Source organism: Vibrio kyushuensis (assembly GCF_050337325.1).
GTDB classification, from domain to species: Bacteria; Pseudomonadota; Gammaproteobacteria; order Enterobacterales; family Vibrionaceae; genus Vibrio; species Vibrio kyushuensis.
On the sequence record NZ_JAKJSV010000007.1, the window covers coordinates 331,151 to 356,221 of the forward strand.

A 25,071-nucleotide genomic window follows, 5' to 3' on the forward strand; every position below is an offset into this window, starting at 1 on the left:
GATTACTGAAAATCTTGTAGATTCCAGTTACCAATATCAGAGTTAATCCCTTCACCACCTTCCTGAGCATCAGCACCTAGGGTAAAGATATCAATCACGCCGTGCTCACCTGGGTTTAGGTATTGGTATTCGTTGCCCCACGGGTCTGTTGGTAAGCGTGTTACGTAGCCATTTTCAGGGTAATTACGTGGCTCTGGGTTGTTTGGTTTTGTCACCAACGCTTCTAGACCTTGATCGGTCGTTGGGAATGTATGGTGGTTGAGTCGGTACTTCATTAACTCACTTTCTAATGCTGCAATATCTATCACGGCCTTTTTCTGATCCGCTTGGTCTTTACTACCTATAAGGTTAGGCACAACAAAGCTCGCAAGTAAGCCTAAGATAACCACGACTACCATGACTTCTAATAGGGTAAAGCCTGACTGTTTGTTCATTTTACGTCTCATTTTCTCTCCAAAAACCATTGAGGCATAGATTGTGGTCTTAACGACTCATCAAATTATTCATTTCTAAGATTGGCATCAAGGTCGCCATTACAATAAACAGCACTAGCCCTGCCATTAAAGCAATCAGCATTGGCGTAAATAACCCCAATGCTATGTTTACGGTTGATTCAAACTGAGTATCTTGGTTATCCGCAGCGCGAGTCAGCATACTTTCAAGCTGACCACTTTGCTCACCACTGGCGATCATGTGCAGCATCATCGGTGGAAACAGTTTGGTCTGATCGAGCGCTTTTCTTAAACTCGCCCCTTCTCTGACATTATCAGAGGCCAGCAGTACTTGCTGTTTAATGTACTGATTAGTCATAACATCCACCGCGACCTGCATCCCTTCTAATATAGGGATAGCACTGGATGTACAGATAGATAATGTTCGAGCAAAGCGAGCGGTATTCAGCCCTTTAATTATCTTGCCAATTAATGGCAGCGATAACATGGTTTTATCCCAGCTTAATCGAATTTCTGGCTTGGTTAACAACCACTTAATGAACGCTATAACAGTGATTGTGCTAATAAGTAGCACTAAGCCCCATTGTTGTACAAAATCACTCGCTGCTAATAGAATCTGGGTCGACTGAGGTAAGTCTTGCGCCATCTGCACAAATTGATCGATGATTTTAGGTACGACCGCCGCTAATAAAAAGGCCACAATACTGACTGCAAATACCACCAGCACAATGGGGTAGATCATCGCTTGCAGCAATTTCGAACGCATTTTTTCGCGGTTCTCTGCGTAATCGGCTAAACGCTCCAATACCGCATCCAAGTGACCCGACTTTTCACCTGCAGCCACCATCGAACGAAACAGATCATCAAACACATGAGAATAATCGGCCAAGCTATCCGCTAAGGTATAGCCTTCTGTCACCTTAGATCTCACCGCAGCCAGCATGGTACGAATGCGCGGCTTTTCTGACTGTTCAGAGACGGCTTTTAAACACTCTTCAAGTGGCATACCTGACTGAACCAGTGTCGACAATTGTCTGGTAATAAGCGCTAAATCTGGGGTACTTAAACCGCGCTTAAAAGCAATACCGCCTTGCGCAGATTGAGCACTGTTTTTGGCGCGAGTCTCAGTCACCTCGATAGGGATAAGACCTTGCTCTTTTAGGCGTGAACGAACTTGACGGGCATTATCACCATCGATAACCCCCTTCTTTTGCCGCCCTTTGGCATTTAACGCTTTATACTCAAATGCCGCCATTAGGTTTCCTTAGTCACTCGCATCACTTCCTCAATCGAAGTAATACCTCGGCGAACTTTCAATAAACCATCACTACGAATGCTCGGCGTTTTCTGTCGAACGGCTTGTTCTATTGCTTGCTCACCCGCTTCACTGTGGATTAGGGCTTGCACGTTTTCATCAACCAAGAGCAACTCATGGATACCAGTACGACCTCGGTAACCTTTGTTATTACAACTTTCACAGCCCTCGGCACGATGCAAAATAAGTTCTTCATCCGGTGCAACGTCAAACAACGCCTTTTGATCTGGTAGAGCTTGGTATGGCTGCTTACAATCACGGCATAACGTTCGTACCAATCGCTGAGCTAATACGCCAAGCAGAGAAGATGAGATCAAAAATGGCTCAATCCCCATGTCTCGCAAACGAGTGATCGCACCGACAGCAGTATTAGTGTGCAGAGTCGACATAACCAAGTGACCCGTCAATGACGCTTGAACACCAATTTGCGCCGTTTCTAAATCACGAATTTCACCGACCATGACCACATCGGGATCTTGACGAAGAATCGCTCTTAATCCACGAGCGAAGGTCATCTCAACTTTCGGGTTAACCTGTGTTTGGCCGATGCCATCGATATCAAATTCAATCGGGTCTTCTACGGTTAAGATATTTCTCTCGTTGCTGTTTAACTCTTGAAGACCCGCATACAAAGTGGTGGATTTACCAGAACCGGTAGGACCCGTCACCAAAATAATGCCATGCGGTCGTTCAATCAACGTTCTAAAGCTATCGTGATTAGGTTTGGTCATGCCTAAGCTGTGCAGGTCCAAACGGGTCGCGTTCTTATCAAGTAGACGCATAACCACTCGCTCACCATGAGATGAAGGCATGGTTGAGACACGAACATCGACGGCTCGACCACCAATACGCAGTGAAATACGACCATCTTGAGGAACTCGTTTTTCAGCAATATCGAGCTTTGCCATCACCTTCACACGAGAAACAAGTAACGGTGCTAGCTTGCGACTTGGCGCGAGAACATCACGCAAGACACCGTCGACACGAAAACGAATCGACAGTGATTTTTCAAACGTCTCAATGTGTATATCAGACGCACCTTCCTTGATCGCTTCACCCAGCATGGCGTTAATCAATTTGATGATCGGTGCATCGTCTTCGGCTTCAAGCAAGTCCTCATCATGAGGAAGCTCTTCCGCTAAAGAGAAAAAGTCATCACTGTCAGCACCGATATCTTCCATTAACTGGCGCGCTTCTGAAGAGTCTCGCTGATAAACTTCCGTCAGTTTACTATCAAACTCTTCCACGCTTTGCTCAATGGTCGTAAAGGCAACTTTCGCTACTCGCTTTACTTCCACTAAGGCTTCAATCGCCAGCGGCGCTACATAAAATAGCGTGCTGCCTTGCTCGTTATGTTCAAGGACGACCTTGAAGCGATTAGCAAAACTAAAGGGCAAGCGCTGTATGACGCTATTGTTTAGTTGCTCACTCATTTCTTTGTACTCATTTGATCGAGGAAGGCTTGGATTTCCGCAGGGTGACCAATTTCTTGACCAAACTCAGGCAGTACTGGAATGTTATTATCTTCCATTAACTTCAAGCCTTGATCGGCTTTAAACAGTTGCTCTGCACGAATGTAGTTGTATTTACGTTGAGTGATCCCATCAGCCGTCATGCCATCGCGAATGATGGTTGGTTTGATAAAGACCATTAGGTTCTTTTTCTCAACCTGAGTACTGGTCGATTTAAATAAGTGACCTAAGAAAGGAATATCGCCCAGTAGCGGTACTTTCGACTCACTCTCAAGGGCGCGCTCATCGATAAGCCCACCTAAGACAATCATCTGCCCGTCTTCGATCATAACAGTGGTATTTATCTGACGCTTAGCAAAGCGAACATCCACTGCGCCTTGGGCACCCAGTACATTTGATACTTCTTGTTCGATATCCAGTTGTACTGAATTACCTTCGTTAATTTGTGGCACCACTTTAAGCTTGATACCGACTTCTTTACGGTCAACGGTTTGGAATGGATTATCGTTATTGGAGCCAGAAGTTGAACCTGTGACAACCGGTACTTCTTCACCAACGATGAATGAAGCTTCGCCATTATCCATTACCGTAATACTTGGAGAAGAAAGAATATTTGAATTGGAATCGGTGGATACCGCACTAATCAATGCCGTCCAATCGCCCATCGCAATACTCACAGCGGCACCGTTCACGCCAGATAACGCAGCGGCTAAAGTCGAGTAATCCCCTTCCTCGGTGGTTTCACGTGATTCCCATTTATTATCGCTTGAGTTCCAGTAACTTTCCGTTTTAGTCGTGTCTTGAGCTTCTTCTAAGCCAATCATCACGTTGCCAATGGATGCACCAGTATTGCCATATTGAACAACAGCACCGGTTTCCAAATTACCCCATTGAACCCCAAGGTTGATGCCATCACCCTCCGACATTTCAACAATTAACGCTTCAATCAAAACCTGAGCACGGCGAATATCAAGCTGAGAGACGACATCTTGAATCGCATTCATGATATCTGGCGGAGCCGTCACAACTAACGCATTGGTACCGGTATGAGCCGCTATCATCACTTCATTTCGGTTGTTACTTCCACCACCAGTTCCAGAACCCGCTCTAGCCGCTTGTTTTTCAGCTTGCAGGTTATCAGAAACACCTTTTAGAACATCAACCAACTCGTCGGCTTTTGCGTACTTAAGGTAGATAACGCGATTGTTGCCTTTTGAAGCCATCTCGATATCGAGCTGAGTAATCAACCTTTTCAATCTTGCACGTACTTTTGGATCGCCAGAGATGAGAATAGAGTTGGTGCGATCATCAGCCACAAGTTTAGGCTGTAAGAATGCTGGAGTATTTTTCGTGTCAGTGGTTTTGTTTAACGCTTCAACGATACGAACCATTTCAGCAGCAGAAGCGTTGTTAAGCTCAATAACTTCTATTTCTTTATCTCCTGCTTGGTCAACACGCTTAATGATTTCAGCCAAGCGATTTACAACCGCAGCACGACCCGTAATTAAGATAATATTGGCAGGATCGTAGTGCACAACGTTACCCGCACCGGCATTATCGTTGAGTTGGCGCAGCAGTGGCGATAGCTCTCTCACTGAGACGTTTCGGACTGCAACAACACGTGTGATGACACTGTCGCCCTGAGCGCTATCGTCACTGACGACTGGAATCGCGGAGGTTTTGGCGTCTTTCGATTTCACCACTTTTAACACACCGTTATCCATCTCAATGACAGCAAAGCCGTACACTTCAAGAACATTGAGGAAGAAGCTGTAATATTGCTCAGAGGTCAACATGTCATAACTGCGCACATCTACTTTGCCACGCACAGACGGGTCAACAATGATGGTTTTTTCTAAGTTACGACCAACAATGTTAATAAACTCTTGAATATCAGTGCCTTTAAAACTGGCACTAAAATCATTGGCTACCGCCACTGGGGGTGCCACTAAGCTTCCTGCTAATAGGCTTCCTGCTAATAGACAAGCACTCTTGTTAAACCAATGCTTCACTTTTTACTCCTCATACTGACGCACTGTGCATCAGCATTAAAATTCAATATTAATATCACGGCTTTGACCATCTCTTTCTACAGTGAGACTTAACTCACTTAACTCAGAGATCGTTTTAAAAATTTTGCTCATTGATGCGGGGTCGGTCAGATCATGACCATTGAGTTGTGTTGCAATATCACCACTTTCTAAACCCACTGAACGAAACAGCTCTGGCTCTTTACCTGGTGTGACTCGATAACCCATCACTTTGCCATCACGCTTCACTTGCGACATGCGAACGTACTGGAATATCTTTTGTGGGTCTTTTGAAATCTGCTCACGAATCGAATCAAGTTTCGATGCACTAGTCGCGTTACTATTCGCTACATTATTACCTTGGCGATTTTGGCTCGGTTTTGCTGCGGGTGTATTGGCTGATAACTTGCTGTAATCAATACCAGCGAGCATCAAGGTTTCATCACGCCCAGAATTATCAATAATCACTCGATCACTGAATACCGCTTTCAGTTGTGCTCGAGTGCCTTCAATCTGCTCTCGAATGCCGTAAGTTGCCTGACTACCTCGGTTAGCAATAACCGCTAAACTCTTATTTTCATCACTACTGGCAACGACACCAACTAAGGTCAAATTCAGTTTCGTTTTCGGCGCATCCTGTACGACTGGCTTTTCAACCGGTTTACTCTCTTGTTGATAAACACCAAATAAGTGGCTGTTCTTTAGCGAAGAGGTATCGAGGCTCGATTGAGGTTGGTTTTGTTTATTGATCGCTTGGGGTGTCCACGGTGTCACTGAATCCGATGGGCTTTGCACCAACCAGAACATTTTTCCCAACATCCATGCAGCCGACATCAATAACATTAAGCAGCAGACGATACTCAAGCGTTGTTGAATAGCGACGGATTTCCCCGTTATTTTCTGTAGCCAAACATTTGAAGCGACGATGTGAGAAAGATGGTTCTGCTTCACCCAAGAATATCCTTATAAATACCAATCCAAAATCACTGACAGGAAGCAGTGATTAATATTACTGATCATACAGTTATGACCCTTTAATATAACATAGGGTTGTTAAGCTACCGTGAAATCGCACGAATATTTACTGTTTACCTTGAAAAAATGGAATCACAACACCATTGTTTACCCACATTTGATGACTGTTTCTCACATGTCAGTGATCGTAAACTGTCGACTTATTACCGTGCGCCAATCAATTAGAGGTATTTTTTTACTATGAGTTCCAACTCTACAGCAATAAGACTCGATAAATGGATCTGGGCCGCCCGTTTTTATAAAACGCGTTCTATTGCACGTAATATGATCGACGGTGGCAAAGTTCATTATAATGGTCAGCGTAGCAAACCAAGTAAACTTGTAGAACTGGGCGCGCTAATTACACTTAGACAAGGTCACGAAGAGAAAACCGTCGTGATTGAAAAACTGTCAGACCAGAGGCGTGGAGCGCCAGAAGCACAGACGCTTTATACTGAGACAGCAGAAAGCATCGCAAAACGAGAAACAAATGCAGAGCAGCGTAAACTTCACGCTCATAGCCCTGCCCCAGAACGTCGACCTGACAAAAAGCAGCGTCGAAACATTATTAAATTTAAGAATCAATAAGCTGGAGCTCCCTAGATGGAAAGCAATGTATTAAACCGCTACCTTTTTGAAGATCTTTCTGTACGCGGTGAGTTGGTACAAGTGGATGAAGCCTACCAACAAATTATTTCTGGCAAGGAATACCCTGTAGCCGTGCAAAAGCTACTGGGTGAGCTACTAGTATCAACAACCCTGTTAACCGCAACGCTTAAATTCGAAGGTTCAATTACCATGCAACTGCAAGGTGATGGCCCAGTATCACTGGTTGTGATCAATGGCGACCATGATCAGAAAATTCGTGGTGTTGCGCGTTTTAAAGATGATATTGACGATCAGGCATCACTTCATGAACTCATCGGTAAAGGTCACCTCGTGATCACGATTGAACCAAAGAAAGGTGAACGATACCAAGGTGTGGTTGGACTTGAAGGTGACAACCTAGCTGAAATCCTAGAAGGCTACTTTGAGCGCTCTGAGCAATTAAAAACGCGCCTATGGATTCGTACTGGTGAAGTTGAAGGTAAAAAATGCGCAGCTGGTATGTTGCTGCAAGTCATGCCCGATGGCACAGGCTCTGCTGATGACTTCGAGCACCTTGAACAGCTAACTGATACGGTTAAAGATGAAGAGCTATTCACACTAGAAGCGAACGAATTGTTGTATCGCCTTTATAACCAAGAGAAAGTTCAGCTTTTCACGCCACAGCCAGTTGAATTTCACTGTGGTTGCTCTCGTGAACGCAGCGGCGCAGCCATTATTACCGTTAGCCAAGAAGAGCTTGCCGACATCATCGCCACCGAAGGTGCTGTTTCTTTGCATTGTGATTACTGTGGAACGAGTTATTCATTTAACGAAGAACAGGTGAAAGAACTGTTTATTGAAGCCAACTCAGGCAACAGTACGCTGCATTAATTCGTACAAACTGCTTAATTTACCTGTTCTAATTCGCAAAGCGTATTAAGCACGTAAAAACCGCCATACAAGCCAGCTCATCGCTGGCTTTTTTTGTGATCAAACCCCGGTAACACAAGGGCTTCCACCATGAAATAACCACACTTAATTTCTTCAACTTAATAATTCTTTTGATCTAGCGCAAAGGTTTGCTTACAGGATAAAATGGTTCTTGCCATTATGTGATGGGACACATAAGCCACACCGGAATTGTGGGTATTTTTTGAACTACATCCCTTTTTTCCGTCTACCTCGTTGGTAGTATGATGAGCAAATAAAAAAATAATAAAATTTCAAATCCCTACAAAATCTATCCTTACAAGGAGCACCTATGACCGTTATGGAACATACAAAGGCTGCACAAATCGATCTAACAAAGCACGGAATTACTGGCGCAACTGAGATTCTTCGCAATCCTAGTTACGAGCAATTATTCGAAGAGGAAACCCGTTCAAGTTTAGAAGGCTACGAAAAAGGCGTAGTAACTGAACTTGGTGCTGTTGCTGTTGATACTGGGATCTTTACTGGCCGCTCGCCAAAAGATAAGTACATCGTTAAAGATGCGACAACAGAAGAGCACATGTGGTGGACATCTGACGCGGTTAAAAATGATAACAAAGCAATCGACCAAGCGGTTTGGAATGACCTTAAGGCGCTTGTGACGAATCAGTTATCTGGTAAACGCTTGTTTGTGATTGATGGTTACTGTGGTGCTAACCCTGATACTCGTTTAAGTATTCGCGTAATTACTGAGGTTGCATGGCAAGCTCACTTCGTGAAAAACATGTTCATTCGTCCAAGCGAAGAAGAGCTAACAACATTTGAGCCTGACTTCGTCGTAATGAACGGCGCAAAATGTACCAACCAGAAGTGGGAAGAGCATGGTCTGAACTCTGAAAACTTCACGGTATTTAACCTAACTGAGCGCATGCAGCTGATTGGCGGCACTTGGTACGGCGGTGAGATGAAAAAAGGTATGTTCGCAATGATGAACTACTTCTTGCCTCTGCAAGACATCGCCTCTATGCACTGTAGTGCTAACGTAGGTGAAGAAGGCGACGTAGCTGTGTTCTTCGGCCTATCAGGTACGGGTAAAACAACACTGTCTACTGATCCTAAACGTGCGCTTATTGGTGACGATGAGCACGGTTGGGATGATGACGGCGTATTTAACTTTGAAGGTGGCTGTTACGCAAAAACCATCAAGCTGTCTAAAGAAGCTGAGCCAGATATCTACAATGCAATCCGCCGTGATGCACTGCTAGAAAACGTAACTGTTCGCAATGATGGTTCTATTGATTTTGATGACAACTCAAAAACTGAGAACACTCGTGTTTCTTACCCAATCCACCACATCGATAACATCGTTAAACCTGTGTCTAAAGGCGGTCACGCAAACAAAGTGATCTTCTTATCAGCGGATGCATTTGGTGTGCTTCCTCCAGTGTCTAAGCTGACACCTGAGCAAACTAAGTACCACTTCCTATCAGGCTTTACCGCGAAACTAGCCGGTACTGAGCGTGGTATTACTGAACCAACGCCTACGTTCTCTGCTTGTTTTGGTGCGGCGTTCCTAACGCTACACCCAACTAAGTATGCTGAAGTACTGGTTAAGCGTATGGAAGCGGCAGGTGCTGAAGCTTACCTTGTTAACACAGGTTGGAACGGCAGTGGCAAGCGCATCTCTATTCAAGATACTCGCGGAATCATCGATGCAATCCTAGATGGCTCGATTGAGAAAGCAGAAACGACGTCTATTCCAGTGTTTAATTTAGAAGTTCCAACATCCCTACCTGGTGTTGACCCTTCCATCTTAGACCCTCGTGATACTTACACTGACCCACTACAGTGGGAAAGCAAAGCGAATGATCTAGCTCAGCGCTTTATCAATAACTTTGATAAGTACACAGATAATAACGAAGGTCAGTCTCTAGTTGCCGCAGGTCCACAGCTCGACTAAAAGCAAACCAAGTGGATTGAAGCTGATAACTGTTACTAAAAAGCTGACAACTTTGGCTCTTAATCTCACAACTTAGTACAAGCCCCTAACTTTAGGGGCTTTTTCTATTGATGCACACTTCATTTTGTACCAATCTATAGACTCTTATTGATACGATCTCACTCAAATTGGATTACATCTGAAATGAAAAAGCTGCTGGTCATTCCGCTAATCCTAATTGCTCTGCTCATTTCGCTCGTCGCATCGGCTTATGCTATTTCTCAAACTCGCTACGCTTCTGCCGCTGGGAATTATCTATTTGAGCTATTTCTAGACAGCCAAATTCAGGTTGAAAAAATCACCTACAACGCACCACTACACTTCAGCTTCGAGGGTGTCACTTATCAGCGCACACAAAAACAGAGTCAAAAGCTGAAAACGACATACATTCCTAAAGTTGAACTGTGGATCAATCGAACCCCTTATCAACAAGGGAAATGGGTGCTCGATAGCCTGCTCATTGATGGTTTAAGCCTACAACAGTCGCAACTCTCTTTTGAATGGCAAAATAATCTCACACTGCATCAACTCGCTTTGAATAATTTCGATCTCTCCTATCAAGACAGCATTGCTCGTGGGATCAATATTCAGATTAAAAAACCACTCTGGCGTGACGAGAAGCAACTGATCCCCTTTGGAGAGATTCAGCTAAGTGCTGAGCAGTTTTACTATCATGGCGAAGCACTCAATCAGCTATTGATCGACGCTGACTACAAGCCAAATAACAGCACCATTTTTGGTATTTCATTTGAGTGGCGCGACGCTGAAATATCTGGCCAAGCCGAGCAGTATGATCACGGTTGGTCACTGGTTAATGTGACTCTTAATAAGCTCAATTTAACTGAACTTGAAAAACTAACTGCACTTTCATCAGGCCAAACTACGATATTCAATAACATCTCTCACATTAATAGCCTAGATGTACTTAACAGTCATTTCTCCTCCGGTGATGTTCAAATCGTAAATTTGGATGCATCGGTCGAAAATATAACGCTGCCTTCATTGTCCACACAATCTCTATTTCAATCCTTATCATGGTGGCAGCAAGAGAGTGCGTACCTTTCGTTTAATGCCGAGAGCATCGCCTACCAAGATCAGCTTTTTATTTCTCCAATGGCAAAATTAGAGCTATCACCGAATCAGATTTCTATCGTGGAATTTGATAGCGATTATCTTCAAGGTCGGATTCAGCTTTCAGGAAAACTAACCCCCACTACAACAAAACTTGATTGGCTAAAAGCCACGGGTCTTAAGCTAGTTGAGGACACACAACAGAGTTTATCGTTACTGACTGACTACTTAAATCAGCAAGATGCTGTGGCTATTAATCAACTCGACATCCTACGTAGTCAGGTGATTCAGATTAAACACTCGCCGTTTTGGCAAGTGTCAGGGCTGAATGTCTCAGGAAGTAACCTAGAGCTGAAACGAAACCAAACGTTGGGCCTATGGAATGGAGAGATCGAACTCTCCGCAAATAGTCTAAGTTACGATGATGCAATAGCAACACAAGCGGTGATCAACAGTAATTCAGATGACGGGGCTTGGGAGCTAGAGCGGCTCTTCATTCCACTAGAAAAAGGCTATTTTGATGCTTCGGGTTATTGGGAACTCAATAGCCTCAGCCGTCCATGGCAGCTGATCGCTCATGGTGATGGGCTGCCACTAAAATTGATTCATACCGTGGCTAACCTACCTATTCAACTTGATGGTGAGCTGGAGCTTGAGCTAAACGCGCATGGATTATCAGGCAATAAAGAGATGCTAGATCATTCACTGACGGGCACTATTCTCGCCAGCGTACGTGATGCCAAGTTAACTTATACCAAAGCTCAAGGTTATGGCAGCGCGCAGCCACAAAGCTTACTGATACCCTTTTACATGCGAGATCTAGAGGTGAATTCCAATAGAGGTCGCGTATCAATGAGTGACAGTAAAGTGGAAGGTGAAAATCTAGTGGGTTCACTGCATGGCAACATCGATTTGGTGATGCCAAAAGTAGGCAATATTGAGCTGCTAATTGAACAAGAGTGCCAGCAACTGAGCTTTGATCTACTCAATAACAAAACGACGTCCCATCATAATTGCTCTTAACGCATTTGGGGCAATAACTTATTCGAGCTAAGTAATTCGGTGTATTCACGGAGGCGTAATTACACCGATAGTATATTGAGGTTAAACAGAAAGGGTCGACTGGTAATTTGGTAGCAGCATATAAGTGCCAATAAACTCAACCGCTGCTTTATCACCACTGTAAATAGTGACGTTAATGACAATGCGAGCTTTTCGCCCAGACGCCAATCTATCTAAGTCACCACTGATACCATCCAAAGAGGTACTCGCCACAGGGTTATGCTCCACAGGGTGACGATATCGAATTCGGCTATCAGCCAAAACAATATCACCTTGTAAGCCGCGCTCTTTAAGCAATAACCACGTCATTCCCCAACCCGTTAAGGTTGCAAGTGTAAATGCAGAGCCTGCAAACATGGTGTTGTGTGGGTTAAGATTCGGATTCAGCTGCGCGCTACACTCAAATTGATAACCGGTATATTGGTTAATTTTAATGCCCATCTTGTCACTGATTGGGATCTGATTTTCCCAACGCTCTTGTAACTCAGTACACCATTCCGGCTTTCGAAGTACATTGGCCATTGGGTCCAGTGTCTTCACCATCTGTTGGTGACGCATAGGCCCACGCTGATCAGTTAGCTCACCACGACGCTCAAAATGGTTTTTTTCATAAAATGAGATGGCATCTTCACGAGCATTACATACTAACCGCTTTACACCTTCTTGGCGGGCTAACGACTCAAGAGCCACCAACAACAGCGAACCCATACCTTTATTACGACGGTTACTTTTCACCGCCATATAACGTACTTGGCCTTCATCGTCAGGGGTAATATACAGACGCCCAATCGCCATTGGTCGCCCTCTACCATCCACAATCATGCGGTGATGACTAGTTGAATCATATTCATCACGCTCTGAACCTAGCGGCATTTGCCACGGCTCACGCAACATCTGCCAGCGAAAGTGATAATACTTATTCAGCTGGTTATCTGTTTTTGGTGTAATCAGTTTGAACATTGAATTCTTCCTAGCGTTTTACGTCTGTCTATTAAAATTAGCCACGGTCGATTTTTATTAATTATAGATCCGCTGACTGTCGTTCTCATTTTCTCGCTTTGTTTTTACTCGATTAATCTTTACTCAATACGTATTAGCTACACTTGTAGCCAAAAAGTCACGGGGCCATCGTTCACAAGTGATACTTTCATATCTGCAGCGAATTGTCCTCGCTCCGTTGGTAGCACGGCTTCACACTGATCTGAAAAGTAGTCATACAAGCGCTCCGCATCAGCTGGATGTGCTCCACGTGAAAAGCCTGCTCTGGTGCCTTTTTTGGTGTCTGCCGGTAAGGTGAATTGAGAAACGACCAACACTTTACCACTAACTTGTTTCACATTGAGGTTCATCTTACCTTCATCATCACTGAAAACTCGATATGTAGTAACGCGCTCCATTAAGCGTTTTGCTTTGGCTTCATCATCATCTTTCTCAACACCGAGCAGTACCAGTAGACCTTGGTCTATTTCACCAACGACTTCACCATCAACTTTTACTGCGGCTTCGCTTACTCTCTGAATCAGCGCTATCACTCTGTTTTCCTTTCTCTTGCTCAATACTTTGAACGTTCTGACTATCTTGAACGCTCGATTGTAGCATCTCTGAATCTTGTGACCACTGAGTCTCTTCGCCCAATGCTGCGGTGACTTCCGCGCCAATCAAAACAATTAACCAACACAAGTAAACCCAAACAAACAAAATAGGGATCGCCGCCAGAGCGCCGTAAATAAGCTGATAAGAAGGGAAATGAGTGATGTAAGCCGCAAAGCCCTTTTTACTCAGCTCAAATAAAATGGCCGCCACAATAGCGCCGACAACCGCATGCTTAAATAGTACCTTTTTGTTGGGAACAAGTAGGTAAAGTACGATAAAAGCAAAGAAAGAGAGTAAAAATGGCAACCAGCGAAGCAGCAAATTATAGACACCCGTAATGGCTTCACTGTCAATAATCTTCAAAGAGGTGATGTAAGAGGTGGCAGCAATACTTGCCCCAACAAGGATTGGCCCTAGAGTCAGCACCATCCAATACATTGAAAAGGAAAAAACGGGGCGGCGCTTTTCTGTGACTCGCCAAATAAAGTTAAGATTCTTATCAATATTGGAAATCAGCATCAGCGCGGCAACAAACAAAAACAAGCCACCAACGGCGGTCATTTTTCCGGTATTCGCAATAAACTCAGCTAACGCGCCTTTAACAGCATCGCCCGCCGCCGGAACAAAGTGGGTAATAACAAAGTCTTGTATGACATCGCCAGCAGTGGCAAAGATTGAAAACGACGAGAGCACAGACAGCAATACCGTTAGCATTGGCACAATTGAGAGCAAAGTAATGTAGGTTAGATACCCAGCGTTTACATTGATTCTATCGTGCTTCATCCGAGTCAAAAGATAGCGACAATAGGCTAGCCCATGCTTTAACGCGGTATTTAGAGTGATCGCATCCAACTTCAACCTGTTTCTCCCTGATACAGTGTAATTAAATTAAGCTTATCAGTTAACAGGCTCTAGTCGCTACCAATCTAGATTATTTTCTAACATAGGCCAATATCTCATCAACTCTTTGTTCCACGCTCCCCCAAGGCACATCAACAACTTCAAACCCTAACTCTCGATAGGTATTCTCAAGCTGATGATGGATTTGTAATGCCTCTTCAAATGGGTACGGTCTCACATCATCTTGAACATAAATAGACGCTTCAGGTCGACAAAAAAACACCTGAGGATGATAACCCTTGCAGCCTTCTACATACTTGTCGTCCACTTCAATCTCCCCCTGCTTTAGGTAGGCGCAAATATCAGGAATGGCGCGATCCATAAATGAGAGTCGTCGGCTCGCTATGGCCGCCTGTTTCTGCTCACCCATTACGTCCAAACAAAGCTCTGCAAAACCCGTTAAGTTCGTCCAAGGTAATACGCCACCTTCTAGTTGGCTTTGCTGCTCAATCAATTGGCGAGAGCTTTCAGCAAAGGTTTGATGACCTCGCGCAGACAGCGCATTAATCAAGGTTGTTTTACCAGCCCCTGGCCCACCCGAAATAATAATTGGTTTCATTTCTGTTTTATCCATCATAAACCTTCTAACGTCATAACCTTCAGACACAAAAAAGGGCAAGAAGAAATCTTCTCACCCTTTCTATTGTTTAGCTGTTACAGCATAAAGCCGTTAAGCAAACAAGCTATTAAGCGTCTTTCGCTGGACGTGCAGCACGCTTACGCTCGTTTTCAGTAAGAAGTTTCTTACGGATACGAACGCTTTCTGGCGTTACTTCTACTAGCTCATCTTCGTCGATAAACTCAAGAGCTTGCTCAAGTGTGTGACGGATAGGCGGAGAAAGAACCTGCGCTTCATCAGTACCAGATGCACGAACGTTAGTTAGCTGCTTACCTTTCAAACAGTTAACTGTTAGGTCGTTAGAACGGTTGTGAATACCGATTACTTGGCCTTCATATACTTCGTCTGCGTGCTCTGCAAATAGGCGACCACGGTTTTGAAGGAAGAACAATGCGTAAGTTAGTGCTTTACCTGTGCCGTTTGAAACAAGTACGCCGTTGTTACGCTGACCGATTACGCCGCCTTTGTGTGGGCCGTAGTGATCGTATGAGTGGTAAATAAGACCAGAACCAGACGTCATTGTTAGGAATTCAGTTTGGAAACCGATAAGACCACGAGAAGGCATCATGAAGTCCATGCGAACACGGCCTTTACCATCTGGAGCCATATCTGTTAGCTCACCTTTACGTAGACCGATGCTTTCCATGATTGCACCTTGGTGCTCTTCAACAACATCGATAGTTACCGTTTCAAACGGTTCCAATAGTTGACCATCTTCTTCTTTGATGATTACTTCTGGACGAGATACTGCTAGCTCAAAACCTTCACGACGCATGTTTTCGATAAGGATCGAAAGGTGAAGTTCACCACGACCTGATACACGGAAACGGTCTGGGCTGTCAGTCTCTTCAACGCGTAGTGCAACGTTGTGTACTAGCTCTTTTTGTAGACGCTCAAGGATGTTACGTGACGTTACAAACTTACCTTCTTTACCCGCGAACGGAGAAGTGTTTACTTGGAATGTCATTGTTACCGTTGGTTCGTCAACAGAAAGTGGTTCCATTGCTTCAACGTTGTTTTGGTCACAGATAGTGTCTGAAATTTTCAGCTCACCAAGACCTGTGATTGCAATGATATCACCAGCGTTAGCTTGTTCAACTTCGTGACGCTCAAGACCTAGGTAACCTAGAACTGTGCCCACTTTGCCATTACGTTTCTTACCGTCTGCACCAACAATAGTTACTTGTTGGTTTGGCTTGATGCTACCGCGAGTTACACGACATACACCGATAACGCCAACGTAAGAGCTGTAATCAAGCTGAGATACTTGCATTTGAAGTGAACCATCAAGATCAACTTGCGGTGCTTCTACTGTGTCTACAACGGCTTGGAACAGTGGTTCCATGTCTTCGCCAACAGTACCTTCTTCCATTGTTGCCCAGCCGTTTAGTGCTGAAGCGTAAACAACAGTGAAGTCTAATTGCTCATCAGTTGCGCCTAAGTTGTCGAAAAGATCGAAAACTTGATCCATAACCCAATCAGGACGAGCACCAGGACGGTCAATCTTGTTGATAACAACGATTGGCTTAAGGCCGTGTGCGAATGCTTTTTGAGTAACGAAACGAGTTTGAGGCATTGGGCCATCAACAGCGTCAACGATAAGTAGAACTGAATCTACCATTGACATGATACGCTCAACTTCACCACCGAAGTCCGCGTGTCCAGGAGTATCTACGATGTTGATGCGGTAGTCATTCCAGTTAATTGCTGTGTTCTTAGCAAGAATGGTAATGCCACGCTCTTTTTCGATGTCGTTCGAGTCCATGACTCGCTCTTCAGCTTCACCGCGAGACTCAAGCGTACCTGATTGCAGTAGCAGTTTATCAACCAGCGTAGTTTTGCCGTGGTCAACGTGCGCGATGATCGCGATATTTCTTAACTTATCAATCTGTGGAGTAGCCATGGATTTTGATTCACTTTTAAAGAAGTAACCCTCTTAAATAATCGATTATTTAATGAGCATTACTTTATTTGATTAAAAAAACGTCCGTAATGTACCAGATTCTGGGAAAAAACCCAGAAATATGTGATCCATCTCAGCGATTTCCTTCCATATAAGACTAGATGATGAGTTGATTTGGGACAAATTAGAATCAGGTACGCATTATTGCCATTGACATTTTCGGCAAATATTGGCTGAATAACATCTGTTGTTTGTTTCATATTGGTGCAATTGCACCGTAATGCACCAATACAGTGCTATTGCGGATCATTTTGGTGCAATCGCAATGATTAATCTCAACAACTTTTATATAATGCATTGAAATTAATGGATTAATTTTTTTGGCACGATAATAGCTTTATTGTAATCAGCATCGATTAATACTAATGAAACGAAATTAATCAATGCTGGGTTTCTTACTTTTATTATAAGTTCATCACTTTTATAGAAGACTATTTTATCGAGCTAATACCGCTTTAATTACACTGGAGGTTATCCAAGATGTCAGTAGAAAATGTCCTATCGCTAATCCAAGAAAACGAAGTTAAGTTTATTGACCTGCGCTTTACAGATACAAAAGGTAAAGAGCAACATATCTCAATTCCGTCTCACCAAGTTGACGCAGACTTCTTCGAAGAAGGTAAGATGTTCGATGGTTCTTCAGTTGCTGGCTGGAAAGGTATCAACGAATCAGACATGGTAATGATGCCTGACGCATCTAGCGCTGTTCTTGACCCTTTCACAGAAGACTCAACGCTAAATATCCGTTGTGATATTTTAGAGCCTGCAACAATGCAAGGCTACGACCGTGACCCACGTTCAATCGCTAAGCGTTCTGAAGAGTACCTACGTTCAACAGGTATCGCAGACACAGTTCTTATCGGTCCTGAACCAGAATTCTTCCTATTTGATGATGTTAAGTTTAACACTGATATGTCAGGTTCTTTCTTCAAGATTGACGACGTAGAAGCAGCTTGGAACACAGGTTCTGATTACGAAGGCGGTAACAAAGGTCACCGTCCTGGCGTTAAAGGCGGTTACTTCCCAGTAGCTCCTGTTGATTCATCTCAAGATATCCGTTCTGCTATGTGTTTAATCATGGAAGAGATGGGTCTTGTTGTTGAAGCTCACCACCACGAAGTAGCAACTGCGGGTCAAAACGAAATCGCTACTCGCTTCAACACGCTAACAACAAAAGCTGATGAGACTCAGATCTACAAGTACGTTGTACACAACGTTGCTCACGCATTTGGTAAAACAGCGACATTCATGCCTAAGCCACTTGTTGGTGATAACGGTTCTGGTATGCACGTTCACCAATCTCTAGCGAAAGACGGTGTTAACCTGTTCGCTGGTGATAAGTACGGCGGCCTATCTGAGCTAGCTATTCACTACATCGGTGGTGTAATCAAGCACGCTCGCGCTATTAACGCGTTCGCTAACCCATCAACTAACTCGTACAAGCGTCTTGTACCAGGCTTCGAAGCACCAGTAATGCTTGCATACTCTGCACGTAACCGTTCTGCTTCTATCCGTATCCCAGTGGTACCAAGCCCTAAAGCGCGTCGTATCGAGCTACGTTTTGGTGACCCAGCAGCTAACCCATACCTATGCTACTCAGCAATGCTTATGGCTGGCCTTGACGGAATCAAGAACAAGATTCACCCTGGCGAAGCGATGGACAAAGATCTATACGACCTACCAGCAGAAGAAGCAGCAGAAATCCCAACAGTTGCAGAATCTCTAGAAGTTGCACTAAAAGCACTTGATGAAGACCGTGAGTTCCTAACTGCCGGCGGCGTATTCTCTGATGACTTTATCGATTCTTACATCGGTCTTAAGTCTCAAGACGTAGAGCGCGTAAACATGACAACTCACCCACTTGAGTTTGAACTTTACTACTCTGTATAACCTCAATTCGTAATTCACAAAGTATTGTGTAATTTATAGTTGAAGTTACTATTTTATTAGGCTCACCTCGCAGGTGGGCCTTTTTTGTATTTGGCCTATGAACATCGACCTTTAACATACTCAATTGATTGATTATTTGAAGGATACTAATGATGAAAAAGCGACTTCCTACCCGCTCTGTGCTGCTCACTTCTGACTTCGCTATTTCCTCTTTAGTCGCTCTCTTAATATTCACTCCCAGTTTGCTCTTCGCTCAGACTGTCTATACCTGGGAGGATGACCAAGGCGTTCTCCATTTTAGCGACTCACCAGGTGGTAAGAATACTAAGGCGTTAACCCTACCCGATCATCAAGCAAATGCCCCTGCACCCTCATTTGAAAACTTACCTAGCGATGCCTCTAGCAGTAAAACAATTCCAAACAAAAAAACCAAGACTGCGCTTCAACCTGAGCCGCTATCACTCTCTTTTCAATCTCCGCAGAGTGACCAAACCATTCGCAGTAACCAAGGCCATATCAACATTACTTCAAAGCTAAATCGTAAATTGGCCGTGGGTGAGCACCTACAGCTGATCTTCAATGACGCCTCATACGCAGCCCCCAACACGACTGGAGAGTGGCAACTAAAAAATATTAATCGCGGCACTCATACTATTTCAATTCAAGCGTTTAGAGACGGCAAGCTTATTGCATCATCCAACACTATAACGGTGCATTTACATAGTGCTTCTATAAAGTAACGCAAAACGGGTCTGAAACTTCATGACACAGCCCCTTTTTACTTTCTCTTGTAGCATCGATGCGCCATACTGGAATTTATATGCACCATAATGGTGCGATGGTGATTTTCCAGAGATATAAGGATGATGCAGTGAGCCGAAATCTGAGCGACTTAGAGTTAAGTAATGCGATACTAAATAATGTCGTCACCGCAACACTGATGTTGGATGAGTCTCTGACCGTGAGATACGCCAACCCTGCGGCAGAGCAACTCTTTACTCAAAGCGCCAAACGCATCATCGACCAACCCCTTTCTAACCTCATTCAACATGCCTCTATGGACTTAGCACTGCTGTCTCAACCTCTTCAAAGTGGCCAAAGTATCACGGATAGCGACGTTACTTTCGTGGTGGATGGAAAGCCATTGATGCTCGAAGTGACTGTCAGCCCACTGTCGTGGAAAAAAGAGCTGATGCTGTTAGTTGAAATGAGAAAAATTGGCCAGCAGCGTCGTTTATCTCAAGAACTGAATCAGCATGCACAGCAGCAAGCAGCTAAACTGCTGGTTCGTGGTTTAGCTCATGAGATAAAAAACCCGCTAGGTGGTCTTCGTGGTGCAGCTCAATTACTTGAGCGAATGCTGCCCGATCCCAACCTGACGGAATATACGCAAATCATTATTGAACAAGCCGACAGATTAAGAGCTTTGGTGGATCGATTACTTGGCCCACAAAAGCCCGGTAAAAAGCAGCCTGAAAATCTGCACTCCATTATTGAAAAAGCACGTCAGCTGGTTGAGCTTGAATCACAACATACTATCGCCATTGAACGTGACTATGACCCAAGCTTGCCAGAGATTTTGGTCGACGCAGATCAAATAGAACAGGCACTACTTAATATCGTCAGTAACGCAGCGCAAATTCTTGCCGAATATAAGACAGAGCACCCGACAATTACCATTCGCACCAGAACAGTGCATCAAGCGAATATTCATGGTCAAAGGCACAAACTCAGTGCACGAATAGAGATCATCGATAATGGACCTGGTATCGCTTCAGAATTACTCGACACACTGTTCTACCCAATGATCACAGGGCGTGAGGGTGGAACAGGACTCGGACTTTCAATATCACAAAACTTAATCGATCAGCACAACGGAAAAATAGACGTTGAAAGCTGGCCCGGTAAAACAACATTTACCATCTATCTACCGATTTAATATTTATCACTTACAACTTTAAGCTTGCAACGTCGTTGCCGTAAGGATTACACACTATGAGTAAAGGATACGTTTGGGTTGTCGACGACGACAGCTCCATCCGCTGGGTAATGGAGAAGACACTCTCATCTGCCAACATTAAATGTGAAACATTTGCTGATGCAGAAAGTGTCTTACTTGCCCTAGAGCGAGAAACACCCGATGTATTGGTATCTGATATTCGCATGCCGGGCATTGATGGGATACAGCTGCTTGAACAAATCCACGCTCGCTCTCCAGAGCTGCCGGTGATTATTATGACCGCGCACTCTGATCTTGATGCTGCGGTTAACGCTTACCAAAAAGGCGCATTTGAATACCTACCTAAACCTTTTGATGTCGATGAAACGCTCACCTTAGTCGAACGAGCAATCACGCATAATCAAGAGCAGCGCAAAGCACAGAACGTCGAAGAGGTCTCATCAGACGAAACGCCAGAAATCATTGGTGAAGCTCCGGCCATGCAAGAGGTCTTTCGTGCGATTGGCCGTTTGTCACGCTCATCAATATCAGTACTGATTAACGGGGAATCAGGAACAGGTAAAGAGCTGGTCGCACATGCACTGCATCGCCATAGTCCACGCGCCAAGAAACCTTTCATTGCACTCAATATGGCTGCAATTCCAAAAGATTTAATCGAATCAGAACTGTTTGGTCATGAAAAAGGCGCCTTTACTGGAGCCAATAGTGTTCGACAAGGTCGATTTGAACAAGCGAATGGCGGCACCCTGTTTCTAGATGAAATAGGTGATATGCCACTCGATATTCAAACTCGATTACTACGAGTGCTTTCGGATGGGCAGTTCTACCGTGTTGGCGGACACTCCGCGATTCAAGTTGATGTTCGTATTGTGGCTGCAACCCATCAAAATCTTGAAAACCTCGTTCATCAAGGCGATTTTCGTGAAGACTTGTTTCACCGACTTAATGTAATTCGAATTCATATTCCCGCGCTTCGCGAGCGTAAGCAGGATATTGAAAAGCTCACGCTACATTTCTTATCTCTGGCCGCAGAAGAGCTTAAAGTTGATATCAAGACATTAAACCCAGCAACCGTTGAAGTACTCAATAACCTCGAATGGCCGGGTAATGTTCGTCAGTTAGAAAACATTTGTCGCTGGTTAACTGTGATGGCGAGTGGTAATGAGATTCTACCTAGCGATCTTCCTACAGAACTTATCAATGAAAAGCCAGCCGTCGCATTAAGTGAAGGAGAGAACTGGCAAGCACTGCTCGCCTACTGGGCTAAGCAAGCGCTTTCATCGGGAGAAACCGAGTTGCTTACCTTTGCTCAACCAGAGTTTGAACGCATTCTCCTTGAAGCAGCACTCAATCATACTAATGGTCATAAACAAGATGCTGCTAAGGTTCTAGGCTGGGGAAGAAATACACTGACGAGGAAACTAAAAGAGCTATACTGAGTGAAATAAGGAAATACGCCGCATGAATGAGACAGAGCATCTATATAATACTTATATGGTATACCATTCTGCCCACATTTAGGGCAAGCTTAAAAAGTAACCCCTCGATATAAATGCGCGTATATAACATATTCACGGAAGTAAATGACTCAGATAACATTAAGAACAGCGGTCGTCGTACCCTTCATCTTGATATTTTTGATCGCGATGAGCAGTATCATTTTCGTTCAGAAATACAGCTATGAAGAGATGGTTGAGCAGGTCAGTGATAAACATCTCACATCACTGACCACCAACGTTGTTCAAAAACTCAACTACTACCTTGAAGAACCGTTTCAGGCCACCCTATCCATCAGTCATAATATTGGCCAAAACCAGCTATACACTAAAGGCAGTTTAGAATCTATTGAGCAGTATATTCTAAGCAGCTTTGAGTCATTGTATCAGCCAGTTTCTCAACTTGGGGTCATCAGCTTTGGTAGCGAAGCCAGTGAATATATTGGCTTTAGAAAAGAAGCCAATAATGACTTTAGCTTAATGTTAAAAGACAGTCGATCTAATGGAAAGTTGACCATTTATCAAGGCAGAGAAATCAGCGAGCAAACTAGAGCGGTGATCGAGAACTATGACCCAAAGGTCCGCCCTTGGTACACGCCTGTTTCAAGCAGTAAAAGGCCAGCTTGGTCAACGATATACACCGATGCAGATGAAAGGCAAGCGATCACTATTTCTGCACTAGCTCCCGTGTTTGAAGATGAAAAGTTCATCGGTGTTGTTGCCAATGATATCAAACTGCACACTTTCAATGCCTTTCTAAACGAGCTTAAACAACAAACCAAAGCGACCATCTACATATTTGATAATGACCACCAACTGGTCACACACTCTAGCAGTAAAAGTGTCGTCTCTTGGGGAACCCCCATTACCGACAAAGGCGATCGGTTACTCGCAATAGAGAGTGCTAACCCGATAATTCAAGCGATGGCGGTGTACATTCAACCGCTGGCTTTTCCTATTCAGTCTCGCTTATACAAATTCGATTCCATCATTGGTGGCGAACGCTATTTTAGCCAAGTTACGCCTTACACAGATCAGCATGGGCTTGAATGGTATATCGGTGTTTCGATTTCAGAGCCTGACCTCCTTGGCGCACTGCCGAACAACCAACGTTTAAGTTGGAGCGTTGGGATTGTGGTCAGCATCATAGGTATTGCCATTGGTCTAGTCGCATTCAATCGAGTAACCAAGCCCATTTCAGCAACCGCCCAGTCCGCTCGAAACCTTGCCAAAGGTAACTGGAATAGCAGCATGCCAAACCTTGGGTACGTTTATGAAATCAACATGTTAGTTAAAGCCTTTAATGAAATGACGAACAATCTAAAATCGTCATTTGATGCACTGCGTCACCAGTTAACTTATGACTCTTTGACACAGCTTTACAGCAGAGGGGGCTTGCTAGAGGCTAGTGTAAAATTAAATGCGAAGCAAACCGGAAGCCTTTACTTGGTTGGGATTGACCGGTTTAGAGAAATTAACGACAGCCTTGGTCATCAACAAGCTGATAAACTATTAGTCGTTGCAGCAACGCGCTTACGCGACACATTACCAAACCATTATCTTATCGCTCGTGGTAGTGACGAGTTTGCAATTTACGCTCCAGGGGTAGCAGAGCACGAGGAGGTCACCTTATTAACCAATCGCTTACTTCAAGCGTTTGCTTCTCCGTTTAGCATGAAATCAGACAAGCTCATCGTTAATGTTTCTATTGGCGTGGTCAACACATCTCCAGACAAAGAGATGACCGTATGGTTACGTAATAGCAGCATTGCGCTAAGTAAAGCGAAACAAGACAAAACTCGAACCAGTGTGTATAGCCCAGAAATGGCCGAAGTCTCACGCAATCGCACCAAGATGCTCGCGAACATTAGCGCTGCAATTGAAAAACAAGAGTTTGTACCTTTCTATCAGCCGATCATTGATTTAGAAACGGGCAAAATACTTGGGGCAGAAGCTTTAGCTCGCTGGGTGAGCAAACAAGGTCTCATCTCTCCTCTTGAGTTTATTCCATTAGCCGAAGATAACGGCTTTATTAGCGATATCGGCCATCAGGTTTTATTGAAAGCGTGTACCGATACAGCATCAGCAATTCACTCTGGTCAGTGGGCAAAGGATTTTATCCTTCACGTTAACTTATCCGTCGAGCAGCTGGCTAAAGATGAGTTTATCGATGATGTTAAAGATATCTTAGCAAGCACTCAACTCAACGCTAAGAACCTGACGCTAGAAATCACCGAATCACGCATCGTCGACAATGATCCAATGATCATGAAAAATATGTTCGCACTTAAAGATCTGGGTATTTCAATTGCCATTGATGACTTTGGGACGGGTTACTCTTCATTGGCCTATTTACACAAACTGCCTTTCGACTGCCTAAAAATCGACCGCAGCTTTGTCTGTGAGTTAGAACCAGAAAATCTCGATAATTCAATCGTAGCGGCTATTGTCAATATAACCAAAGGCTTCAAGGTGAACCTTGTGGCAGAAGGGGTCGAAACTCAACAGCAAGCAGAATTACTCCGCAAACTGCAATGCCCACAAGCCCAAGGATTCTTATACAGCCGCCCAGTTCCATTTGAAGAATGGCCAACACATTTAGTTAACATGAAATAACAAATAGGGGATTTAACCCGTTTTACGCACTTTCACTACTGACAGTGCAGTGAATGGTTTTTATACTTAGCATCTGTTGCCCTAATAAAACCCCACTATTA

Annotated in this window: 19 protein-coding genes; 9 read left to right on the forward strand and 10 right to left on the reverse strand. The window is 44.1% G+C overall.

What is annotated here, in order from left to right:
- Positions 1-2 precede the first annotated feature (2 nt).
- Genes gspG through gspC form a run of 5 tightly spaced genes read right to left on the reverse strand, consistent with a single transcriptional unit; the run spans position 3 to position 6,220 of the window.
- Positions 3-446: a type II secretion system major pseudopilin GspG gene (gene gspG, locus L4D20_RS17290; protein ID WP_428802824.1), complete on the reverse strand. Its 444-nt coding sequence runs from the start codon at positions 444-446 to the stop codon at positions 3-5.
- Positions 447-483: 37 nt separating this feature from the next.
- Positions 484-1,707 carry a type II secretion system inner membrane protein GspF gene (gene gspF, locus L4D20_RS17295; protein ID WP_428802825.1) on the reverse strand — a complete coding sequence of 408 codons (1,224 nt, stop codon included), beginning with the start codon at positions 1,705-1,707 and terminating at the stop codon, positions 484-486.
- Positions 1,707-3,200, reverse strand: coding sequence for a type II secretion system ATPase GspE (gene gspE, locus L4D20_RS17300; protein WP_428802826.1), 1,494 nt, complete (start codon positions 3,198-3,200; stop codon positions 1,707-1,709). The genes gspF and gspE overlap by 1 nt, the downstream gene beginning before the upstream one ends.
- Positions 3,197-5,251, reverse strand: coding sequence for a type II secretion system secretin GspD (gene gspD, locus L4D20_RS17305; RefSeq protein WP_428802827.1), 2,055 nt, complete (start codon positions 5,249-5,251; stop codon positions 3,197-3,199). Before gspD ends, gspE begins: the two co-directional genes overlap by 4 nt.
- Before the next feature lie 36 nt (positions 5,252-5,287).
- On the reverse strand, positions 5,288-6,220 hold the full coding sequence (gspC, locus tag L4D20_RS17310) for a type II secretion system protein GspC (protein WP_428802828.1): 933 nt from the start codon (positions 6,218-6,220) through the stop codon (positions 5,288-5,290).
- Between the two features lie 264 nt (positions 6,221-6,484).
- On the opposite strand from gspC, the gene hslR reads away from it, so the two are divergent.
- The 4 genes from hslR (at position 6,485) to L4D20_RS17330 (ending at position 11,894) form a co-directional block, all read left to right on the forward strand.
- Entirely contained in the window at positions 6,485-6,871 is a 387-nt protein-coding gene (gene hslR, locus L4D20_RS17315; protein WP_428802829.1) for a ribosome-associated heat shock protein Hsp15, read from the forward strand.
- A gap of 15 nt (positions 6,872-6,886) precedes the next feature.
- Positions 6,887-7,762: an Hsp33 family molecular chaperone HslO gene (hslO, locus tag L4D20_RS17320; RefSeq protein WP_428802830.1), complete on the forward strand. Its 876-nt coding sequence runs from the start codon at positions 6,887-6,889 to the stop codon at positions 7,760-7,762.
- 370 nt (positions 7,763-8,132) lie between these two features.
- Positions 8,133-9,761, forward strand: coding sequence for a phosphoenolpyruvate carboxykinase (ATP) (gene pckA, locus L4D20_RS17325; RefSeq protein ID WP_428802831.1), 1,629 nt, complete (start codon positions 8,133-8,135; stop codon positions 9,759-9,761).
- A 183-nt stretch (positions 9,762-9,944) separates the two neighbouring features.
- Positions 9,945-11,894, forward strand: coding sequence for an AsmA family protein (locus L4D20_RS17330; protein WP_428802832.1), 1,950 nt, complete (start codon positions 9,945-9,947; stop codon positions 11,892-11,894).
- An 81-nt stretch (positions 11,895-11,975) separates the two neighbouring features.
- Here L4D20_RS17330 and L4D20_RS17335 read toward each other — a convergent pair whose 3' ends face one another.
- The 5 genes from L4D20_RS17335 to typA all read right to left on the reverse strand — a co-directional run bounded on the left by L4D20_RS17335 (position 11,976) and on the right by typA (position 16,948).
- A complete protein-coding gene (locus L4D20_RS17335; protein ID WP_428802833.1) occupies positions 11,976-12,893 on the reverse strand; it encodes a bifunctional GNAT family N-acetyltransferase/hotdog fold thioesterase in 918 nt (305 codons plus the stop codon).
- A gap of 137 nt (positions 12,894-13,030) precedes the next feature.
- Complete coding sequence (gene dtd / locus L4D20_RS17340) at positions 13,031-13,465, reverse strand: D-aminoacyl-tRNA deacylase (RefSeq protein ID WP_428802834.1); 435 nt, start codon at positions 13,463-13,465, stop codon at positions 13,031-13,033.
- Positions 13,419-14,309 carry a virulence factor BrkB family protein gene (locus L4D20_RS17345; RefSeq protein WP_428802892.1) on the reverse strand — a complete coding sequence of 297 codons (891 nt, stop codon included), beginning with the start codon at positions 14,307-14,309 and terminating at the stop codon, positions 13,419-13,421. The genes dtd and L4D20_RS17345 overlap by 47 nt, the downstream gene beginning before the upstream one ends.
- A 148-nt stretch (positions 14,310-14,457) precedes the next feature.
- Positions 14,458-14,985 (reverse strand): AAA family ATPase, encoded by a 528-nt coding sequence (locus L4D20_RS17350; protein ID WP_428802893.1) that lies wholly within the window; start codon positions 14,983-14,985, stop codon positions 14,458-14,460.
- Positions 14,986-15,112: 127 nt separating this feature from the next.
- On the reverse strand, positions 15,113-16,948 hold the full coding sequence (gene typA / locus L4D20_RS17355; RefSeq protein WP_428802835.1) for a translational GTPase TypA: 1,836 nt from the start codon (positions 16,946-16,948) through the stop codon (positions 15,113-15,115).
- 540 nt (positions 16,949-17,488) lie between these two features.
- On the opposite strand from typA, the gene glnA reads away from it, so the two are divergent.
- The 5 genes from glnA (at position 17,489) to gepA (ending at position 24,970) form a co-directional block, all read left to right on the forward strand.
- Positions 17,489-18,898 carry a glutamate--ammonia ligase gene (glnA, locus tag L4D20_RS17360; protein WP_428802836.1) on the forward strand — a complete coding sequence of 470 codons (1,410 nt, stop codon included), beginning with the start codon at positions 17,489-17,491 and terminating at the stop codon, positions 18,896-18,898.
- Positions 18,899-19,050: 152 nt separating this feature from the next.
- Positions 19,051-19,638 (forward strand): DUF4124 domain-containing protein, encoded by a 588-nt coding sequence (locus L4D20_RS17365; protein WP_428802894.1) that lies wholly within the window; start codon positions 19,051-19,053, stop codon positions 19,636-19,638.
- 98 nt (positions 19,639-19,736) lie between these two features.
- Positions 19,737-20,837, forward strand: a complete 1,101-nt coding sequence (glnL, locus tag L4D20_RS17370) for a nitrogen regulation protein NR(II) (protein ID WP_428802895.1) — start codon at positions 19,737-19,739, stop codon at positions 20,835-20,837.
- Between the two features lie 56 nt (positions 20,838-20,893).
- A complete protein-coding gene (gene glnG, locus L4D20_RS17375; RefSeq protein ID WP_428802837.1) occupies positions 20,894-22,297 on the forward strand; it encodes a nitrogen regulation protein NR(I) in 1,404 nt (467 codons plus the stop codon).
- 144 nt (positions 22,298-22,441) lie between these two features.
- Positions 22,442-24,970, forward strand: a complete 2,529-nt coding sequence (gene gepA, locus L4D20_RS17380) for a phosphodiesterase GepA (RefSeq protein ID WP_428802838.1) — start codon at positions 22,442-22,444, stop codon at positions 24,968-24,970.
- Positions 24,971-25,071 lie beyond the last annotated feature (101 nt).